Here is a 17326-nt window from a genome sequence, read left to right on the forward strand (position 1 = left end):
CGCCAAGTTATCCATTAATTAGCTAGTTTTACTGCGCTTCAAAGGCATTTTCACCACTGATCTGCTGCGGATACCCACACAGTGCTCGTGCTGTTTGCATTCCAGCCATAACCGCAGCTTCAACACAACCTGCATTAACACCTGTTTTGATCCAATCGCCGGTAATAAATAAATTACTAAATTGCGTGCCATCAGTTGCTAAACGATATTGACTGGAACCTGAAACCGACAGCACATAACGCTCACTTGGATCAACATTCACTCGCCAGTACTGTTGATCTAAGCGCGCTGATTCTGGCACGTCATGCTGTGTATATAAAATGGACCAATCAAAGTCATTATCGTTATAAGCTAACGGCCATAATGGCTGCATATTAGTTGTTAATAGTTGTGTTAAGTTAGTTTTTACTTGTGCTTTTGCCCGTGCAGGGAAACCATGATCACTCTGTGGTGGATACTCTTGACAAGGAAATGCACTACAAAAATAGGCAATATTCTGCGGACTATTGCTTGCAGGCCACTGCTCTTTATCAATTAAGTTTTGCATTGCAGCCCAAGTATCAAACGGTTCGCTAAAACCACTCAAAATAGGCCCTTCTTCACTTGGCGGCATATACTGCCAACCTAACTGTTGATCTGTTTTATTTAACCAAATCTGACTGGCTTGTGTAGCTACCGAAAGAACATTTTTAGCCTGAGCAGCAAAGTTGTCGTCTATTGCTAATAATTGTGGGCAAACATGCTCTAATGAAGCAACTGAGACCCCAAGGATCAGCCGGTCAAAATCATCTTTAAACTGCAGTGTTTTAGTTGGTAGTTGTGCGCCAAAATGTGCTTGGTAACAGCTGGGCCAATCACTCCAAAATGATTCTAAATTAATATTATTCTGCTTTAGTAACAGGGCCTGCTCGTGGTTTATCTGCTGATAAAGAGGCTCACTTGGCCAGCAAGCTAAGTTTTTCACATCAATTAATGGCTGATACTCTGATGAGTTATTTAAACTCACTTGCTGTTGTAATAACACAGAAGCAACACAGTTTTGGCCACTTTCATCAATCCCAGGTGTAAGTTGCTGTAGTTGATGGAAGAATTCAAAGTTAACGCCTCTTTGTTTTAATAGTTCATACAATGGCGCAAAAATAACATCGCCCATTCCCGCCTGCATTTTCCACATTACCCCACCGCGATAACACAATGCGATTCTAAGCATGGCAAGTGCAGCAACTCCAGCTTCTACATTTGGTTTTTTAAAATCACCTTGTGGGTAGGCAAACACTAAATCATAAAAACCACGCACGGGCGCAGAATCGACACTGTATTGTTTATTCGCACCATTTTTTAATAACCATTGACGAAAATCATACTTGTTAATGACCCCAAAACCATCGCGATAAACTTTATCTTTAATCAATCCAACCAGCATCGCTATCGCTAAATCGGCACAAATATAAATACGCCTCAACTCTGCATTGTCATCCAGTAACTCGGTTAACTCTTGGTTAATCCAGCGTTTTAGTTTTCTGACAATATACCAAATCACTAAACTATCTTTCTTCTCAGAAATTTGTGGCTGCAGTGTGTTGTTACTTTGCACAAAGCTATTTAATTTATCGACAAGTAAGCTAGGTGTTGAAGTGATTTCTTGATTGAGATTTTGTATATCGTTGGTAAAGGTTTGCCATGCATCACTGCCATCAGAAACCAAGGTCTGAATTTGTTGATGAAAATGGCGTAGTAGGTATCTATCTCGTGGTTTTTTTGTCGTTAATTGTGTGCTCTTAGCTTGGACTCTGGCGGCCAGTTCAAATTGTGGTATCCATTTTTTTAGCCATGCAAGGGTCATTTTTACAAAGTCCCACACGGTAATATCTAAACTCCCATTCGCAGGATTGCCAGGTAAAACAGGAAAGTCTATAGGCCACGTTTGCCACTGTTCATCAATGTGCTCCTCAAGGGCAATAAAACTATGCGGTTTAAGTGCTTGTTGCCAGGTACTCAGTGCACTCGTTGGCGGACGCTGTAGCTTGTCGTATACAGTTTCAATGGTTTTAAAACTATTAACATAGGCACCAAACCAGACATGTAAACCATGCTCTTCTATGCGCTGCCCCATAACAGCATTACGGCCACTGGCTCCTTTTCCTCCTAAACGCCAACCTTGTTGGTACACTGTAATATGTCTTTTTTGCTGCCAATTAGGTTGTTCAGTCAGGTATAAAGCAGCCGTCATTGCGGCAACACCACCGCCTATAATAACTATTTTTTCTTGCTCCATAATGGATCCTTACTTAGGGAGTATTTGTGTAGCTTGAAGTTGGTCAAAATCCATCTTGATATAAAACGGCAAATACACAGCTTGCGCTCCTAGCTGTAAACCAAACATTTGCGCTAAAGGAAAACTATCTAGTTGCTGTAAATGTAGCTGATAAGCACCACTGAGTAGCTTAAATTGATGGATTTTCTTTATTTCTGAAGGAGAGTGCATAACTGCTTGAAAAACAGCCTTATCGCCTTGCCCGTCAGGAAATTGCTTAAATAGTATTTGATCCATCTGTGGATTCACAAAACCCTGTAACAGCTGCTTTAATAGCGAAAAATCAATACCAAGATGATCCCCATCAAACAAATTGGCGACATGCTCGCCAAAGTCCTCTAATACAGGTAATAAGCCATCGCTTTGCGTCTTGACGTTTTTGGTGACTGAAAATAAATGCTGTGATTGTAATTTTGACGTTGGCGAAAAATGCTTAAAACAATCCAGTGAAACTGAAAAGTCGGTTATATCACTTACCGAACTGGGCATCTGGTAATCACATAAATATTTATTGTAACCCCATGTTTCTCTGCCGTTTATTAATGCATAAACATTATTTACGCAAATAAACGCCGGATACCAATAAAGATGAGTAATATCTTCATCATTGCCTTGCTTTTCAACCTTTGCAACTGGTAACCAAATAATAATATCAGTCTCTTGCATCCAACCGTGCTCACTAAAAGGCGGCGTTAATGAGGCAATTTTTTCTATGTCGGTAAAGGTTAATAATGCATATTCGCCTATGCCTTTAAAATATAACTCATCCGTTGCAACAATATTAAGCGTTGTATCGATATACTGTTGAACTTTATCCTGATCTATTTTTGCAAAAAAACCATACATATTTGCATTAGTCATTCGACATGGTGGCTTTGCAACAGGGTTTGATAAAAAGTGACTATAAGGAGGTAGTTGTACGGTCATGATTTATAATTATTTTATTGGATAAAAAAATAAGTATAGCCAAGATTTTTTACAAGGTAGTAATTTCAGTTAATTATTTTCAGTGAGCAAGTATTGGCTATATTGTTGATAACCAAAGCTATCGAAGCCTTTTGACAAGGGATTCATAAACCCATGACCGTAGTCTGCACGCTGGCATTGCACTTTGATTTGCTGCTCTAAACAAGCGAGCACAGGAAGAATATCAAAGTGCACTTCTTGCTTCGCAAAAATAAACTCGCAGGCCACGCTGGCAGACAAATCTAAATAATGACGAACTTGATTTGGATAAAATGCCACTAATCTTTTTATCTGTGAATTTTTCACAGTTGCTTGGCTTCGCCACGCAGCGGCTCCACCAGCACTAAAACCGATTACCGTAGTTGGTTTAGTTACTCTACTAAGAATGGTATTAAGCTTGTTGAAATAGTTATCGTGACCACACTCAGTGATAAATAAATCATACTGTAATTGCTCATCAATCACTGGCTGCAATTGCCCATCGTACGGATCGACAATTATGCTTTTAGCGTTAAATTGCCGTGCAAAGTGACTCAAATGAGCGGTTTTACCAAAAATATCACTAACGATAATGTATTCCATAGCCAAATCTTATTATTTACAGTTAAATTACCGCACAACAGTTAAAATACCGCTAAACGCCTTTTTCAGATTAGCTAATTAAAATATAGCAGTTAAAATACAATGGCTAGAATAAAGTTAAAATAATGCTTGCGTAAATAAAATTACTGGGGTAAATTGTCCTCTTGGTCCTAAAAAAGCCTCGCGGTTAACCTCTTTACCCTGATCCAGTAATCCCCGCAAAACGTATATTATAGAGCTAAGTTATTGTACGGCGAGAACCCCAATTCAGACTACGGCATATTTTTAAATAGTCGCATAAATGTCATAAAGATCGTCAACACTGTAATGAAGCTAAACACAACACGGTCTATCTAATTGTGCTTTGAAAGCTAATAAAGAAATTAGCGCACATTAAAGATAACAAGAAAAAAGTGAGTTTTATTATGTCTTATAGTTACAACGGATCTATGATCCAAATCGCACATCCAGTGCAATCAATTTCAGTAAATAAACAACGTGTTATTTTTTCTGATACACAAGGTTTAAAAAATACCTTATTTACAAAAGCAAGTGACGCACGTCAATTTGTTAAATGGTTAAAAGCCAATTAATCGATACTGATTTGCTTCCTCGCAATTTAAATGACGCCAGCTAATGCTGGCGTTTTGCTTTTTTTAAGCTAACTATTCAACAGCTGCTACACTTAGTATATTAATAATTTATCTGTGGTTGAATTAATGCATTATGCCTTTCGTTATGCTTTTTTATCATTGTTAATTAGCACTCCTTTGCATGCTAAAACAATTGATTGGATAGTCACTGACTTTGCCCCTTATTATATTTTTAACGATCAATACGCAGGAACAGGCCGCGATGAAGGTGTTATCGCCTTATTAGAACAACAGCTTCCTAGCTATACATTCAACCGTACTATTTTTCCATCAAGTCGCACAATACAGGAGCTGTCTAACCCAAATCATACTTACTGCATGCTCTCGCTATACCAAAGCCCGCACCGCAAACAACACATCAGCTTTAGTGAACAGACTTCGACGGTTGGCTTATCGCCTTCTATTGCTATTCACCAAGAGCTTGTGCAACATCTCAAGCTTGAAACAAGTACACCTGTATCATTGAAAACCCTACTCAATCAATACCAACTTGCACTGGGGATTTCTATGAGCCGATCATACGGTAATGCTATTGATGCAGTAATTAATAATAGTGCCGACGCATCCATAATTATTCGACCTGGTCGCGATACCCTTGCCAGTTTGACTTACATGTTAAAGAAAAAGCGCATTGATATTTTATTGGGCTACCCAAGCGAGCATTACTATTTAGCAAAATCGATGGGGTTTGAAGATCAGTTAATGCAATTGCCTCTGACTGAAGCTCCCGATCTGAGTTATGGCTATATTGGCTGTACTAATACCGAGCAAGGTATCGCACAAGTTGAAGTGCTTAATGCAGCACTGAAAGAAATAAAACAACAACCAGCCTACCATGAAGTGTTATTACGTTGGTTACCAGATAATTTAAAACCGTTACTAGAGCAACGTTTACAAGCAAACAAAAACGCCCCAACTGAGTGAGGCGTTTATCAATATTAGCATATTTATTTAACCTGAATTCAGGTTAGGTTTTACTTACGCACACCTTCAATATATAAACCAATATCAACATGTGTAGATGCAGGACCTAGGTTGTAATCAATACCAAAATCAGCAAGCTTTAAACTGGTTTCACCTTCAAAGCCAACTCGGTAACCACCCCATGGATCTTTACCTTCACCAATTTTATCGATTTCAAAGGTAATCGTTTTTGTTACACCATGAAGGGTAAACTCACCTGTTACATCAGCTTCATCACCCTCTTCATCAAACTTAATTGACGTACTTTTGAAGGTCGCTGTTGGAAACTTATCAACATTTAAAAACTCTTTACCACGTAAATGCTTATCACGTTCAGCATGGTTCGAATCGATACTTTTAGTATCAATATTAACCATGATCTGTGATGCATCTGGGTTAGCTGCATCGTAGCTAAAGCCGCCGTCAAAAGTATTAAAACGACCGTGTAACCAGCTATAACCTAGATGCTTAATTTTAAAATTTACAAATGCATGGGCACCTTGAGTGTCAATAACATAATCTGCAGCGTGTGCAGTATTAGCACCAAACAATGTTGCTGCTACTGCAGCTGAAAGTAATATTTTTTTCATTTATTAATCATCCTTTTGTGGTTTTATCATTCTAACTAAGGTTTTATCTTTATCGATAAAGTGATGTTTTAACGCCCCAAGAGCATGTAAAACCACTAATCCTATGAGGCTACATGCCACATAGTAGTGAACTTTACCTGCAATATCTGCTTGATTAGCTACTGAAAAATCAATTGCGGGAATACTAAATAAGGTAAACACCTCAATTGCACGACCATCCGCAGTAGAAATCAAATAGCCTGAAATCACAATGACGCTAAGCAGTAGATATAAAAATATATGTACTGTATGCGCTACATTATTTAACGCTTTACTGCTGCCCGCTACTGGCTCAGGCTGCGTGCCCAATGCACGCCAAGCAAATCTAAAAATTAATAAAGCAACTAAGGTGATCCCTACGCTTTTATGTAAATCCAAAGAACCTTTATACCAACTATCGTAATAAGTAAGTTCAACCATGTACAAGCCAAGGCCAAATAAGCCAATCACCATTACCGCCATTAACCAATGTAATAAAATGGCAACCACACCGTACGAAGATTTTGTATTTTTAAGCATGTGTTATTAATTCCATTATCGAATGACATCAGAATAGCGCGTACCTAGATAGAAGAAAATAGCTAATAACAAACAAGTTATGTGCGTATATGCACAATTAAGATTAAATTTAGCAAGTTAGCAAGTTAGCAAGTTAATCAATGATAAACATCATCACCCTAATAATTGTTTAATTATTTTCAACCAAACCGATATAAATTTGTGTTGTAGGATCGACTTGCAAGCAAGTGATAAGATTTTCTTTGATGAGCTCTAACATAGCAATAAAGCTAACCACTACACCACTGCGGCCTTCGTCAAAAGTGAATAAGTCAGTGAAAGGAAGTTGCGTGCCGGCTGTCGATAACTTTTGCAAAATTAAACTCATTCTTTCGCGAGTTGATAAAGCTTCTGCGGTTATTTGATGATGCTCAAAAGTTTTAGCTCGGGCCATCACATCACTGAGCGCAAATAGTAAATCTTTTAAATCAACATCAGGTAACAATTGAGCGTGCTCGTTCTGCTCAGGCACTAACGCATGGGCAATAAAAATATCGCGGCCAACACGTGGAATATCATCAAGGTTCTGCGCAGCTAGCTTAAATTGTTCATACTCTTGTAAACGACGAATTAATTCAGCCCGTGGATCTTCTTCTTCCTCAAGCTCTTCATGTTTTGGCAGTAATAGTCGTGATTTTATTTGTGCAAGTAATGCCGCCATCACCAAATATTCACCAGCAAGCTCCAATTGGAACTCGGTCATCATTTCAACATAACGGACGTATTGTTCAGTAATGCTAAAAATCGACAATTCCAGAATATCTAACTTATGTTTTTTTATTAAATATAGTAATAAATCAAGTGGCCCTTCAAAGGTTTCTAAAATTACTTCTAGAGCGTCTGGCGGAATATACAAATCTTCCGGGGTATTCATTACTTCTTTGCCATGCAAAAAAGCCAGCGGCAACTTTTGTTGCCCCGGCTCTCGTATTTGAGCTACATCATCAGTATGTAGTTCGTTCATGGTTTATTGGCGTAGTTATTCAAATGGAGCTGTATCGCCACAGCCTACACGCAGCACCTCAACTGTATCTTCTGACAGGTCGATCACTGTGGTTGCTTGCTCAGCTAAATAGCCGCCATGAATAATTAAATCAACTTGATTACCTATGCGATCACGTATCTCGTCCGGATCAGACTCAGTAAACTGCTCACCGGGTAAAATTAATGAACACGACATCAATGGCTCACCTAACTCGGCTAGCAATGCGCAGGTAATTGGATGTTCTATTACACGAATACCAATGGTTTTTTTCTTGTCGTTTAACAAACGTTTTGGTACTTCTTTAGTGCCTTTAAAGATAAACGTATAAGGCCCGGGTGTATTGTTTTTAATTAATCTAAATAGTTGGTTATCTACTCGCGCATAAGTAGAAAGCTCAGATAGATCACGACATACTAAGGTAAAGTTATGGTGTTTTTCAATACCACGGATGCGCTCAATACGCTCTTTTGCTTGTTTGTTACCTAAATTACAGCCTATTGCATAGCCTGAATCGGTTGGGTATACCACCACTCCACCTTGTTTGATAATGTCGACCGCTTGATTAATTAAGCGTGGTTGTGGATTATCTGGATGAATATGAAAAAAATCACTCATTTAGTTCTCCTGTTTGCCCTTCCCAAGTTTGCCAAACGCCTTGGCAATCTTTTGGCAAATATAAGTTTTTTCCTAATTCTAGCCAACTAGTAGGAAAATGAAAATCAGATCCTTGCGAACACAGTAAATCGTATTCACGGCTCAATTCGCCTAAAAACTGTCGCTCAGTCGGTGCTTGTTGTGGTTGTGCAACTTCCATTGCATCGCCACCGGCATCTTTAAACTGACTCAATAATTTGCGCAGCCATTTATTTGACATTTGATAACGCCCAGGGTGGGCAATCACAGCAACGCCACCTGCGGCATGAATGGCGGCAATGGCGGTTTGCATATCACACCAATCGCTTGGTACATAACCCGTTTTAGCGCGGCCAAGGTATTTTTTAAACACCCCAGGAATTGTAGTTGCAACGCCACGAGCAATAAGTGCTCTTGCATAATGTGCACGGGTAATTTGTGCATCTGCGGCAAGCTCTTGCGCTTGTTGATAAATGCCATCAAAGCCATTTTTCTCTAAACGACGACCGATCTCGACAGCTCTATCAGCACGTTTTTGCTGTTGGATAGTCAATAAGCTGGTCAATGTTGACTCGTCAATATCTACGTTTAATGCCACGATGTGGATCTCAAAACTTTCCCACTTAGTGGAAATTTCAACCCCTGATATCAAGGTTAATGGTAGAGATTCGCTTTCTATATATGCTTGTGCAGGTTTAACCGCAGCAGTGGTGTCGTGATCAGTGATCGCAAACACATCTATATTTTTTTCAACTGCACGCAATAATAATTGCTCAACAGTTAATTGCCCGTCAGAATGTGTGGTATGACTGTGTAAATCGTATTTTATCAAAAGAGAAGACTGCTCATATTAAATGTGCGAAAGTTGTTATTAAGTATAACAAAATTTTTTAATAAATTGTTTTAAATAAATACTTGACACTAACGCAGTTGATACGGTTTACTGTAGTCACTTGAGACACAAATAGAATTACAACAATGATAAATTCAATCCAAAACACTATCTGGTGGTGGCACTCGTAAATTATCGGGTGATGAATTGTCGTGTCTAACACATTCTAAACCCGCTTATTGCGGGTTTTTTTATATTTAAATTTTAGGGTAACAAACATGAATAACGTAGCAACTTTTACACATCATTGGTGGTGGCGCCTGGTATAGCGGGACGGTAATGGTCTATCTGAAACATAGGTATCGTTATTCAAACCCCGCATAGCTTAGCTTGCGGGGTTTTATTTTTTTGAGGGAATGAGGTTTGATTTTTAGTCATATAACAACAACGCCAGGTGAAGTTACTAGCATCACCGAAGTGCGAGAATATATACATAGCCCATTGGCATTATATGGATTGCTTGATAAAGATAATTCATTACTCTTAGAGTCAGCAGAAATTGATTCTAAAGACAGTGTCAAAAGTTTAATTTTGGTAGATTGTGCACTAAAAATAATCTGCACAGGTAAAACAGTCACAGTAACGGCGCAATCTAATAATGGTCAGCAATTACTGCCTTATTTACAAACTAAATTAGAAAACTGCCATACTCAATTAAACAAGCAAACTCTCAGCATCGAATATCAAGGTATCGATCATAATATTGATGAAGCCTCAAAGCTGATTGCCGATAATGCTTTTAGTGCCTTGCGCTGTTGTATAAATAGTATCAGCAGCACCACAAACAATCCATTTTCGTTATTTTTAGGCGGTGTGTTTGCTTACGACATGGTAGCCAACTTTGAACAACTGAGTGATGTACCAGATGGAGAAAATAGCTGTCCTGATTACGTATTTTATTTAGCTGAAACCTTAGTGGTAATTGATCACCAAGCTAAAACCACTGAGCTGATTGGTAACGTTTTTAATGGCCCTGATGTGCATGCAAACTGTTTTGAAGTGGGTAAAAAGCTCGAACGTTTAAATACCTTATGCGACCAAGCCGATAGCTATAGTGCGCAGCAAAGTGCTGGCAGCAGTGACGTCAGTGTTGATATTAGTGACGAGCTCTATTGCCAACAGGTCAATAGTTTGAAAAAACACATTGTCGATGGCGATATTTTTCAAGTTGTGCCATCGCGTACCTTCTCGTTAGCTTGCGCCAACCCACTACATGCCTACAGCCAACTAAAAAAACAAAATCCAAGCCCGTACATGTTTTATATGCGCGACAGTGAATTTGCGTTATTTGGTGCCTCTCCTGAGTCAGCTTTAAAGTTTTGTGCTACATCACAACAAGTTGAAGTATATCCAATTGCAGGAACTCGCCCACGAGGAAAGTTTGCTAATGGCCAAATTAATCCAGATTTAGACAGTCGTATTGAACTGGAACTGCGCAACGACCAAAAAGAGCGTGCTGAGCATTTAATGTTGGTTGATTTAGCACGAAATGACGTAGCTCGTATCAGTGTCCCGGGAACTCGCCACGCAAAAGAGCTATTAAAGGTCGACCGTTATTCGCAAGTAATGCATTTAGTGTCACGCGTTGTTGGCACATTAAAACCTCAGCTGGATGCCCTACACGCTTACCAAGCCTGTATGAACATGGGCACTTTAGTTGGTGCGCCTAAAGTCAGCGCGGCAGAGTTGGTAAGGCAAACTGAAGGTAAGCGCCGTGGTAGTTACGGTGGTGCGGTAGGTTATTTAACCGGTGACGGCGCCATGGACAGTTGCATTGTTATTCGCTCGGCCTTTGTTAAAAATAATACCGCGTATGTACAAGCCGGTGCCGGAGTTGTGTTTGACTCAGACCCTCAATCTGAAGCCAATGAGACTCGTGCTAAAGCACAAGCGGTTATTACAGCCATTCAATCGACGTACCAAGGACACTAAAATGAGTCAAAACATCAACAACTTAACGGACTTAAAAATCTACTTTTTAGATAATTTTGATTCATTTAGTTATAACTTAGTCGATGAACTTTCTATGTTAGGCAGCGATTTAGTGGTATATCGTAACAACATAGACGCGCAGGTGATTTATGACAAAATGTGTGCGGAAACGAAACCAGTGATTTTAGTACTGTCGCCGGGCCCAGGCACCCCCACTGCGGCGGGCTGCTTAATGGCATTGATTGAACTATGCAAAGGCCGTTTTCCAATGTTGGGGATTTGCCTTGGCCAACAAGCACTAACACAAAGTTATGGCGGTATTATTGGCCATGCTGGAGAAACCGTACATGGTAAATCATCAATCATTGAGCTTGGTGAGCACCCAGTATTTGCAGGTATGGGTGAACGTATGCCTGTGGCACGTTATCATTCACTGATGGCCACGAAAGTACCCGACAGTGTTGCAGTGATAGCCCACTATGAGTCAATACCGATGGCAATTTATCATCGTGACGATAAAGCCCTTGGCTATCAATTTCATCCTGAGTCTATTTTGACGCCCAATGGCGCCGCGCTACTTCAACAAAGTATGCAATTTTTAGCCAGTGCACAGCAGTAGAGGATAGTATGTCAGTAAACCAACAATCAGCCAGTGAGGCGAGCATTGGCTCAATGATTGATGTGTTATTAACGCAAACATCATTAAGCTTTAGTCAAAGCCAACAGTTATTTGATGCCATTATGCAAGGCAAAGTAAATGACATCGAACTGGCAGCCATCTTAGTGGCACTGAAAATAAAAGGTGAAGTAAGCGACGAAATCGCAGGAGCAGCCGCATCGATGCGTGCTAATGCGATACCTTTTATTACTCACTTAACAAACCTTGTCGATAGTTGTGGCACTGGCGGCGATGGCTCAAACACTATTAATATTAGCACCACCGCCGCCATCGTTGCTGCAGCTTGCGGTATAAATATGGTCAAACACGGTAATCGCAGTGTTTCGAGTAACTCCGGCTCCGCTGATTTACTCAAAGCATTGGGCATCAATATAGACATGAACCCAGCACACGCGGCGCAGTGTTTAGAGCAAACCGGCTTTACGTTTTTGTTTGCTCCGCATTATCACAGCGGCGTACGCCATGCTATGGGTGTGCGAACGACCTTAAAAACCCGTACTATTTTTAATATTTTAGGGCCATTGGCAAATCCAGCAGCACCGGATGTGCAATTATTGGGGGTATATGATGAAAGTTTATGCTTAGCGATGGCACACACCTTAAAAACGTTAGGTACACCGCGCGCAATGGTCGTTCATGGCTCGGGCACCGATGAAATAGCCTTGCACGGTGAAACGACCGTCGCAGAGCTTAACAACGGAAAAATCAGCCAGTACACACTTACCCCTGCTGATTTTGGTCTTGCAAACTATTCACTTGAACAACTTGCCGGTGAAGGGCCAGAATATAACGCCAAGGCTAGCATGGCTATTTTAGCTGGTAACGGCACCGACGCGCACAATGCGGCCATTATTGTTAACGTTGCTGCGTTGCTTTATTTAACCAATAAAGCCGACGATTTTAAAAGTGCCGCGATGCAAGTTAAAGAGGTTTTACAAAGCGGCCGTGCATTGAATACCTTAAATGCCATTGTCATAAGCAGTAATAAAGAATACGCAAACTCCGAGGTAAGTAATGGCTAATGTATTAGACAAAATAGTTGCAGATAAAAAAATAGAGCTCATTGAACGCAAATCCAAGCGCCCTCTTGAGAGCTTTAAGCATCAAGCAATACCCACAAATCGTGATTTTTATAAAGCCCTTGCAACGCCTGGCACTCAGTTTATTTTGGAATGCAAAAAGGCCTCGCCGTCAAAAGGCCTTATTCGAGAGCCGTTTGATTTAGCCGAGATCACCCGTGTTTATAAAAACTACGCTAGCTGCATCAGTGTGTTAACCGATGAAAAATATTTTCAGGGTAGTTTTGATTATCTCGAATTTGTGCGCAGTCAAGTAGAGCAACCATTGATCTGTAAAGATTTCTTTATTGATGAATACCAAATTTATTTGGCCCGTATTTATGGCGGCGATGCTATTTTATTAATGTTGTCAGTACTCGATGATACGCAATATCAATCGCTTGAAAAAGTTGCAAAAAGCCTAAACATGGCAATCCTCACCGAAGTGAGTAACGAAGCTGAAGTACATCGAGCTCTGGCACTCAATGCGCAAATTATTGGTATTAATAACCGTGATTTACGTGATTTGAGCACAAACTTAGCTACCACTGAGGCACTAAGAAAGCTTATTCCTGATAACAAAGTGGTTATTTCAGAATCAGGTATTTACACACACCAAGATGTAAAACGCTTGGCCCCGTTGTGTAATGGCTTTTTAATCGGTAGTTCACTGATGGCTGAGCGTGATTTAGAGCGCGCTTGTCGAAGCGTAATTTTAGGTGAAAACAAAGTTTGTGGCTTAACCCGTAGCCAAGATGCCATTGCCGCTTATGAAAGTGGTGCCGTTTATGGGGGGCTAATTTTTGCACCTAAATCCCCTCGTTTTGTTGATTTAGATTGTGCAAAACAAGTTATGCAAAGTGCCCCGCTTGCTTATGTAGGCGTATTTGTAAACGCAACAATCGCAGACGTTGTCAATCATGCTCAGAGCTTAAAGCTTGCAGCAGTGCAATTACATGGCCAAGAAGATGCAGTCTATATAAACGAACTGCGTCCTTTGCTACCAAGTAATTGCCAGATTTGGAAGGCACAAGCTGTGAAGGATAGCTTGCCAGCACCTGTCAATGGCGTTGATCGCCACTTATACGATACTCACAGCGATACGCAAGCCGGCGGTACCGGTAAGACCTTTGATTGGGCAATACTCAAAGAGACTAAGCAGCCATTTATGCTTGCTGGTGGCTTAAACCCAGAAAATATTCAAGGTGCATTATATCAAGGTGCGCATGGACTCGACCTAAATTCAGGGGTTGAGCAAAGCGCCGGTAAAAAATGCCCAAACAAATTAAATGATGCATTTATCAGCATCCGTAAATATTGAGGTTAATATGAATAATCCAGCTTATTTCGGCGAATTTGGCGGCATGTTTGTCCCAGAATTGCTAGTACCAGCACTTAAACAACTCGAAAACGAATTTAATAAATCGCAAACAGATCCGGCTTTTCAAGCTGAACTGGAAAAGTTACTTAATGAATATGCTGGCCGTCCTACGCCGCTGACATTAACGCGTAACTTAATTAAAAACCCAAAAGTAAAATTATACTTAAAGCGTGAAGACTTACTGCACGGTGGCGCGCACAAAACGAATCAGGTGTTAGGCCAAGCACTATTAACTCAACGCATGGGTAAAAAACAAGTTATTGCTGAAACAGGCGCAGGCCAACACGGCGTTGCAACGGCGCTTGCGTGTGCGTTACTTGGTTTAAAATGCCGTATTTATATGGGCGCTAAAGACGTGGCACGCCAACAACCAAACGTATTTAGAATGAAACTAATGGGCGCTGAAGTGATCCCGGTTACTGCAGGCTCTGGCACATTAAAAGATGCCGTAAACGAAGCGCTTCGTGATTGGTCAGCAAATTATAAAGAAGCGCATTACTTACTTGGTACTGCTGCAGGTCCTCACCCATTCCCTACCATCGTTCGTGAGTTCCAAAAAGTGATTGGTGAAGAAGCGAAACAACAAGTATTAAAAGCTGAAGGTCGCCTCCCTGATGCGGTGCTTGCTTGTGTAGGCGGTGGCTCTAACGCCATTGGTATGTTTACAGATTTTATTGACGAGCCAAGTGTAAAACTCATTGGCGTAGAGCCCGCTGGCAAAGGGCTTGATACTCACGAGCACGGTGCAACAATCTGTAAAGGAACCAAAGGTATTTTGCACGGTACTTATACCTATATAATGCAAAATGATGATGGCCAGATTGAGGAATCATATTCTGTCTCAGCGGGTCTTGATTACCCAGCTGTTGGCCCACAACATGCGTTTTTACATGAAACTGGCCGTGCGCAATATGTGGGTATTACAGATACCGAAGCATTAGAAGCATTCCAATTACTGGCTAAAAACGAAGGGATTATTCCTGCGCTCGAATCAAGTCATGCACTAGCTTACGCACTGAAGTATGCAGAGCAGCAAACTGAAGAGTCAATTTTAGTAGTGAATCTAAGTGGTCGCGGCGACAAAGACTTATCACACGTTATGGATGTACTTTCTAAAGGGGATCAGTTATGAGCCAGACAGCAATTCAAAAAACAGACCGCTACGGTAAAATGTTCGCCCGTTTAAGCGAGCTAAATCAAGGTGCATTTGTGCCGTTTGTTACAATTGGCGATCCAAATAAAGAGCTGAGCGTTGAAATAATCAAAAGCTTAATTGATGGCGGCGCTGATGGCTTAGAGCTGGGTATTCCATTTTCAGACCCAATAGCAGATGGCCCAGTTATTCAAGCTGCCAATATTCGCGCCCTTAAAGTAAATATAAATACCCAAGATTGCTTTGATATCATCAAGCAAGTACGCCAGTACAATGCTGATATCCCAATTGGTTTATTGTTGTATTCGAACTTAGTGTTTAAACGCGGTTTAGAGGCTTTTTACCAAGATGCCAAAGCAGTTGGCGTTGACTCAATTCTAGTTGCAGATGTGCCGCTTCATGAATCTAAAATGTTTCGCAAAGCGGCAATGAGTAATGGCATTGACCCCATTTTTATAGCCACGCCTAACGCACCTGATGACACTTTACGCGAATGTGCCTCTTATGGCCGTGGTTATACTTATTTGCTATCCCGTGCGGGTGTAACAGGCACAGAAACTAAAGCACAAATGCCGGCGACATCAATTGTCACTAAACTAAAAGAATACCACAGCGCCCCTGCGTTATTAGGTTTTGGGATTTCAACCCCTGATGATGTAAAAGCAGCACTTAATGCCGGTGCAGCGGGTGCTATATCTGGCTCAGCGGTAGTGAAAATTATTGAAGCGAATCTCGATACCCCTCAAGCTATGCTCAGTGGTTTACAAGAGTTCGTAGCGAGCATGAAAGCTGCAACTGCGCTGTAAGTTCATACTTCGAAAATAGAAAAGGGCCTGTTGCGGCCCTTTTCTGGTAATCAAACGCGTTAAAGACTCTCTTTCAACGCTTTTGCTGCTTTAAATACAGGTTTGTTAGCGCCTTCAATGTCTATTGCCTCTCCCGTTTGTGGGTTGCGTCCTGTACGTGCGGGATAATAACTTAACGCAAACGTGCCAAAGCCATTTACTTGCACTTGATCACCTTCTGATAATGATTTAGTGATGGCTGCAAGCATGCTTGATAACGCCGCTTGAGAATCTTTTTTAGTTAATTCACTGTGTGCAGACATTGCACTAATCAGTTGTGCTTTATTCATAAAATGCTCCTAAAAATACCGCTTACTCAGTCACTGTTCAGCAGATTTTGGTAATGATTGAATACAAAGGCACGCAGGCTAAGGGTTAGTAACTACTAAGTCAACCTTGTAAACAACACAATAAGTTGATACAACCTCTGCAACTATTTTTGGTTTTAAATTTTTGGGCATTCTATGCATGCAATAATTGAGTTTATTCCGCTAATTTTATTTTTTGCGGTATTCAAGTTAGTTGATATTTACTGGGCAACGGCATTATTAATGGGCACCACTTTTCTGCAGGTCGCTTATTCTTATTTTAAAATAGGCAAAGTACCTACACGCCAATGGTTATTTTTTGCCATTGCAGTGATTTTAGGCACTCTTACGCTGGTGTTTCATGATGAACAATTTGTGAAGTGGAAAGCCACTATCATCTACGCTGTGCTCTCATTAAGCTTATTGATCAGTCGCTACTTTCTTGGTAAAAATTTAGTTAAACAAGCACTCAGTGCCATTTTAAATAATGCATCAGACTCTGAGCAAGAAATTACCGTACCTGAGTCGCTTTGGGATAAACTCAACATATTGTGGATAGCGATCACAGCGGGAATATCAGCGTTAAATATCTATATCGCTTATAACTTTTCTCTCGATTTTTGGGTTAACTTTAAAGTGTTTGGCTTAATGGGGATCACATTTGTCAGTCTTTTTGCCACTATCATCATGTTGTATAAATATTTACCCGATGAAGATGAGCCCAAAGTAGACAATAAAAAGCGCTCTTAATGTCATAAATATGTCGTCTTAGCTTGTTAGCCTAGTATACAAAAT

At 40.5% G+C, this 17326-nt stretch carries 18 protein-coding genes; 9 read left to right on the plus strand and 9 right to left on the minus strand.

The window, feature by feature from the left end; translation table 11 throughout:
• Window positions 1–28: 28 nt before the first annotated feature.
• The 3 genes from H5163_RS07475 to H5163_RS07485 all read right to left on the minus strand — a co-directional run bounded on the left by H5163_RS07475 (window position 29) and on the right by H5163_RS07485 (window position 3862).
• A complete protein-coding gene (locus tag H5163_RS07475; protein ID WP_182734830.1) occupies window positions 29–2275 on the minus strand; it encodes an NAD(P)-binding protein in 2247 nt (748 codons plus the stop codon).
• A gap of 9 nt (window positions 2276–2284) precedes the next feature.
• Entirely contained in the window at window positions 2285–3241 is a 957-nt protein-coding gene (locus tag H5163_RS07480) for an acetoacetate decarboxylase family protein (RefSeq protein WP_182734832.1), read from the minus strand.
• Between the two features lie 69 nt (window positions 3242–3310).
• The gene (locus H5163_RS07485) at window positions 3311–3862 is read right to left on the minus strand and encodes a dienelactone hydrolase family protein (protein ID WP_182734834.1); all 552 of its coding nucleotides are present in this window, start codon (window positions 3860–3862) and stop codon (window positions 3311–3313) included.
• A 449-nt stretch (window positions 3863–4311) separates the two neighbouring features.
• On the opposite strand from H5163_RS07485, the gene H5163_RS07490 reads away from it, so the two are divergent.
• A complete protein-coding gene (locus H5163_RS07490) occupies window positions 4312–4455 on the plus strand; it encodes a hypothetical protein (RefSeq protein ID WP_182717921.1) in 144 nt (47 codons plus the stop codon).
• 126 nt (window positions 4456–4581) lie between these two features.
• Window positions 4582–5439, plus strand: coding sequence for a TIGR02285 family protein (locus H5163_RS07495; protein ID WP_145233663.1), 858 nt, complete (start codon window positions 4582–4584; stop codon window positions 5437–5439).
• 50 nt (window positions 5440–5489) lie between these two features.
• Here H5163_RS07495 and H5163_RS07500 read toward each other — a convergent pair whose 3' ends face one another.
• The 5 genes from H5163_RS07500 to H5163_RS07520 form a co-directional block, all read right to left on the minus strand.
• Window positions 5490–6068 (minus strand): YceI family protein, encoded by a 579-nt coding sequence (locus H5163_RS07500; RefSeq protein ID WP_145233661.1) that lies wholly within the window; start codon window positions 6066–6068, stop codon window positions 5490–5492.
• Window positions 6069–6071: 3 nt separating this feature from the next.
• Complete coding sequence (locus tag H5163_RS07505; RefSeq protein ID WP_149981004.1) at window positions 6072–6626, minus strand: cytochrome b; 555 nt, start codon at window positions 6624–6626, stop codon at window positions 6072–6074.
• Between the two features lie 169 nt (window positions 6627–6795).
• The gene (locus H5163_RS07510; protein WP_182734836.1) at window positions 6796–7629 is read right to left on the minus strand and encodes a ScpA family protein; all 834 of its coding nucleotides are present in this window, start codon (window positions 7627–7629) and stop codon (window positions 6796–6798) included.
• Between the two features lie 15 nt (window positions 7630–7644).
• Complete coding sequence (locus H5163_RS07515; protein WP_145233655.1) at window positions 7645–8265, minus strand: L-threonylcarbamoyladenylate synthase; 621 nt, start codon at window positions 8263–8265, stop codon at window positions 7645–7647.
• The gene (locus H5163_RS07520; RefSeq protein WP_145233653.1) at window positions 8258–9115 is read right to left on the minus strand and encodes an RNase RNM; all 858 of its coding nucleotides are present in this window, start codon (window positions 9113–9115) and stop codon (window positions 8258–8260) included. The genes H5163_RS07515 and H5163_RS07520 overlap by 8 nt, the downstream gene beginning before the upstream one ends.
• A 423-nt stretch (window positions 9116–9538) precedes the next feature.
• Between H5163_RS07520 and H5163_RS07525 the strand changes: the two genes are divergently transcribed.
• From H5163_RS07525 to trpA, 6 genes are read left to right on the plus strand one after another with little or no spacing between them, the layout of a single operon-like run.
• Window positions 9539–11107: an anthranilate synthase component 1 gene (locus H5163_RS07525; protein ID WP_182734838.1), complete on the plus strand. Its 1569-nt coding sequence runs from the start codon at window positions 9539–9541 to the stop codon at window positions 11105–11107.
• A gap of 1 nt (window position 11108) precedes the next feature.
• Window positions 11109–11726 (plus strand): aminodeoxychorismate/anthranilate synthase component II, encoded by a 618-nt coding sequence (locus tag H5163_RS07530; protein ID WP_182734840.1) that lies wholly within the window; start codon window positions 11109–11111, stop codon window positions 11724–11726.
• 53 nt (window positions 11727–11779) lie between these two features.
• A complete protein-coding gene (gene trpD / locus H5163_RS07535) occupies window positions 11780–12808 on the plus strand; it encodes an anthranilate phosphoribosyltransferase (RefSeq protein ID WP_149981183.1) in 1029 nt (342 codons plus the stop codon).
• Entirely contained in the window at window positions 12801–14165 is a 1365-nt protein-coding gene (gene trpCF, locus H5163_RS07540) for a bifunctional indole-3-glycerol-phosphate synthase TrpC/phosphoribosylanthranilate isomerase TrpF (protein ID WP_182734842.1), read from the plus strand. The genes trpD and trpCF overlap by 8 nt, the downstream gene beginning before the upstream one ends.
• A 7-nt stretch (window positions 14166–14172) precedes the next feature.
• Window positions 14173–15357, plus strand: a complete 1185-nt coding sequence (gene trpB, locus H5163_RS07545; RefSeq protein ID WP_145233645.1) for a tryptophan synthase subunit beta — start codon at window positions 14173–14175, stop codon at window positions 15355–15357.
• Window positions 15354–16184: a tryptophan synthase subunit alpha gene (gene trpA / locus H5163_RS07550; protein WP_182731444.1), complete on the plus strand. Its 831-nt coding sequence runs from the start codon at window positions 15354–15356 to the stop codon at window positions 16182–16184. Before trpB ends, trpA begins: the two co-directional genes overlap by 4 nt.
• Before the next feature lie 59 nt (window positions 16185–16243).
• On the opposite strand, the gene H5163_RS07555 is transcribed toward trpA, so the two are convergent.
• Window positions 16244–16513 carry an HU family DNA-binding protein gene (locus H5163_RS07555; protein WP_145233641.1) on the minus strand — a complete coding sequence of 90 codons (270 nt, stop codon included), beginning with the start codon at window positions 16511–16513 and terminating at the stop codon, window positions 16244–16246.
• A 174-nt stretch (window positions 16514–16687) separates the two neighbouring features.
• Between H5163_RS07555 and H5163_RS07560 the strand changes: the two genes are divergently transcribed.
• Window positions 16688–17281 (plus strand): inner membrane-spanning protein YciB, encoded by a 594-nt coding sequence (locus H5163_RS07560; protein WP_145233638.1) that lies wholly within the window; start codon window positions 16688–16690, stop codon window positions 17279–17281.
• Window positions 17282–17326 lie beyond the last annotated feature (45 nt).

Origin of the sequence: Pseudoalteromonas sp. SG44-8 (assembly GCF_014164125.1) — a bacterium.
GTDB classification, from domain to species: Bacteria; Pseudomonadota; Gammaproteobacteria; order Enterobacterales; family Alteromonadaceae; genus Pseudoalteromonas; species Pseudoalteromonas rhizosphaerae.

What these genes read in the sequence shown, in the direction of transcription:
- H5163_RS07480 (WP_182734832.1), bottom strand. Translation starts at nt 3,241, where the DNA reads ATGACCGTACAACTACCTCCTTATAGTCACTTTTTATCAAACCCTGTT.
- H5163_RS07485 (WP_182734834.1), bottom strand. Translation starts at nt 3,862, where the DNA reads ATGGAATACATTATCGTTAGTGATATTTTTGGTAAAACCGCTCATTTG.
- H5163_RS07530 (WP_182734840.1), top strand. Translation starts at nt 11,109, where the DNA reads ATGAGTCAAAACATCAACAACTTAACGGACTTAAAAATCTACTTTTTA.
- trpA (WP_182731444.1), top strand. Translation starts at nt 15,354, where the DNA reads ATGAGCCAGACAGCAATTCAAAAAACAGACCGCTACGGTAAAATGTTC.
- H5163_RS07560 (WP_145233638.1), top strand. Translation starts at nt 16,688, where the DNA reads ATGCATGCAATAATTGAGTTTATTCCGCTAATTTTATTTTTTGCGGTA.
- H5163_RS07490 (WP_182717921.1), top strand. Translation starts at nt 4,312, where the DNA reads ATGATCCAAATCGCACATCCAGTGCAATCAATTTCAGTAAATAAACAA.
- H5163_RS07555 (WP_145233641.1), bottom strand. Translation starts at nt 16,513, where the DNA reads ATGAATAAAGCACAACTGATTAGTGCAATGTCTGCACACAGTGAATTA.
- trpD (WP_149981183.1), top strand. Translation starts at nt 11,780, where the DNA reads ATGATTGATGTGTTATTAACGCAAACATCATTAAGCTTTAGTCAAAGC.
- H5163_RS07510 (WP_182734836.1), bottom strand. Translation starts at nt 7,629, where the DNA reads ATGAACGAACTACATACTGATGATGTAGCTCAAATACGAGAGCCGGGG.
- H5163_RS07475 (WP_182734830.1), bottom strand. Translation starts at nt 2,275, where the DNA reads ATGGAGCAAGAAAAAATAGTTATTATAGGCGGTGGTGTTGCCGCAATG.
- trpCF (WP_182734842.1), top strand. Translation starts at nt 12,801, where the DNA reads ATGGCTAATGTATTAGACAAAATAGTTGCAGATAAAAAAATAGAGCTC.
- H5163_RS07500 (WP_145233661.1), bottom strand. Translation starts at nt 6,068, where the DNA reads ATGAAAAAAATATTACTTTCAGCTGCAGTAGCAGCAACATTGTTTGGT.
- trpB (WP_145233645.1), top strand. Translation starts at nt 14,173, where the DNA reads ATGAATAATCCAGCTTATTTCGGCGAATTTGGCGGCATGTTTGTCCCA.
- H5163_RS07495 (WP_145233663.1), top strand. Translation starts at nt 4,582, where the DNA reads ATGCATTATGCCTTTCGTTATGCTTTTTTATCATTGTTAATTAGCACT.
- H5163_RS07505 (WP_149981004.1), bottom strand. Translation starts at nt 6,626, where the DNA reads ATGCTTAAAAATACAAAATCTTCGTACGGTGTGGTTGCCATTTTATTA.
- H5163_RS07515 (WP_145233655.1), bottom strand. Translation starts at nt 8,265, where the DNA reads ATGAGTGATTTTTTTCATATTCATCCAGATAATCCACAACCACGCTTA.